This window comes from Clostridium sp., assembly GCF_032552055.1.
Lineage (GTDB): Bacteria > Bacillota > Clostridia > Clostridiales > Clostridiaceae > Clostridium.
This window is the reverse complement of sequence record NZ_JAWGSV010000383.1, coordinates 1-1,894: the sequence shown is the minus strand read 5'-3', so window position 1 is coordinate 1,894 and position 1,894 is coordinate 1. Positions and strand designations below refer to the sequence as shown.

Below are 1,894 nucleotides of genomic sequence, written 5' to 3'. Positions count from 1 at the left end.
ATGCTTACAATTGGATATATAGGAAATGGAAAGAGTACTAATAGATATCATCTGCCTTTTGTATTACAAAGGGAAAATATAAGGGTAAAGACTATTTATCAAAGAAATCCTAATAATGAAGCTTGGGATAGAATAGAGGGAGTTAACTATACTTCTAATTTAGATGAGTTATTAAAGGATGAGGAAATACAGTTAATTGTTATTTGCACTATGCAAGATAGCCATTACAACTATGCTAAGCTAGTATTAGAAAATGATAAGCATTGTTTAGTAGAAAAGCCTTTTATGGAAACATATAAAGAAGCTAAGGAAATATTTGATTTAGCAAAATCAAAAGGATTAATAGTTCAAGCATACCAAAACAGAAGGTTTGATAGTGATTTTCTAACGGTTCAGAAAGTAATAGAAAGTGGAAAACTTGGTGATTTATTAGAATTAGAAATGCATTTTGATTATTTTAGACCTGAGACACCTGAAGGAACAAAAGTATTTTCACCTTATGGGTCATTTTTATACGGACATGGATGTCATACTTTAGATCAAGTTATAAGTTATTTTGGCAAACCAGATAATATTAATTATGACGTCAGACAACTTTTAGGTAAAGGTAGAATGAATGATTACTTTGATTTAGATTTATACTATGGAAATTTAAAAGTTTCAGTTAAATCTAGTTACTTTAGAATAAAACCAAGACCAAGTTTTATAGTTTATGGTAAGAAAGGCTCCTTTGTAAAAGAAGGTAAGGATAGACAAGAAGAACATTTAAAAATGTTTTATATGCCTACTAATAAAGACTTTGGAATAGACTCCTTTGAACACTATGGAACTTTAACTTATGTAGATGAAGAAGGTACAATTCATGAGGAAAAAGTTAAGTCTGTAAATGGTGATTATGGAAGAGTATATGATGATTTATATGAGACTATAGTAAATAATAAAGAAAAGAAAATTAAAGATGAAGAAACCTTATTACAGCTTCAAATACTAGAAGAGGGAATAAAGAATTTGTTTTAAAATGCGAAATAAAGATAGGTTGTATAGAATAATAGATAGAGTTAAATTTAGATGGGAGATATAGAATATATGAAAGTGTTTGAAATTTATTTTAGTCCTACAGGTGGAACTAAAAAAGTAGCAGATTTAATAAGTAAGCAATTTGATTATGAAAGAATAGAATTAGATTTGTCAAATGCAATAGAAGATTTCTCAAAATTTATCTTTAGCAAAAAAGATCTTTGTATTATAGCAATTCCATCTTTTGGTGGGCGTGTTCCAATGGTAGCAATGTCTAATATTAAGAAACTAAATGGAAATGGTTCAAAAGTAATTTTAGTAGCAACATACGGGAATAGAGCATATGAAGATGTATTATTAGAATTGAAAGATACATTAACAATATTAGGATTTGTCAGCATTGCAGCAATTGCTGCAGTTACAGAACATTCCATTATGCATCAATTTGCTACTGGTAGACCAGATTTACAAGATAAAGAAGAATTGATAAAATTCTCTGATAAGATTAAAGAAGTTTTAAAAGAGGTAAAGGATACTAAAGATTTATATGTACCGGGGAATAATCCCTATAAAGAATATAAAGTTATTCCTTTAATTCCAGAAGTAAGAGAAGGATGTAAGAAATGTGGACTATGTGCTATAAAGTGTCCAGTTAATGCCATTTCAAAAGAAAATCCAACATTGGTAGAAAAAGAAAGATGTATTTCCTGCATGCGTTGCGTATCTATTTGTCCAAGTAAATCTCGAAGTGTAAATAAAGAGTCATTATTGGCAATTTCAAAAAAATTAGAAAATGTATGTTCTGAAAGAAAAATGAATGAACTTTTTTTATAGGTTATTGAAAAAATGAATAATACATAAACTTAAAAAATTGTAT

Annotated in this window: 2 protein-coding genes; both read left to right on the top strand. The window is 28.4% G+C overall.

From position 1 onward, the window contains the following. Positions 1–1,017 (top strand): oxidoreductase (locus E6248_RS15755; protein WP_316341714.1); only part of this gene is annotated, 1,017 nt, incomplete at its 5' end. A 69-nt stretch (positions 1,018–1,086) separates the two neighbouring features. Beyond that, positions 1,087–1,851, top strand: a complete 765-nt coding sequence (locus tag E6248_RS15750; protein WP_316341713.1) for a 4Fe-4S binding protein — start codon at positions 1,087–1,089, stop codon at positions 1,849–1,851. The last annotated feature ends 43 nt before the right edge of the window (positions 1,852–1,894 follow it).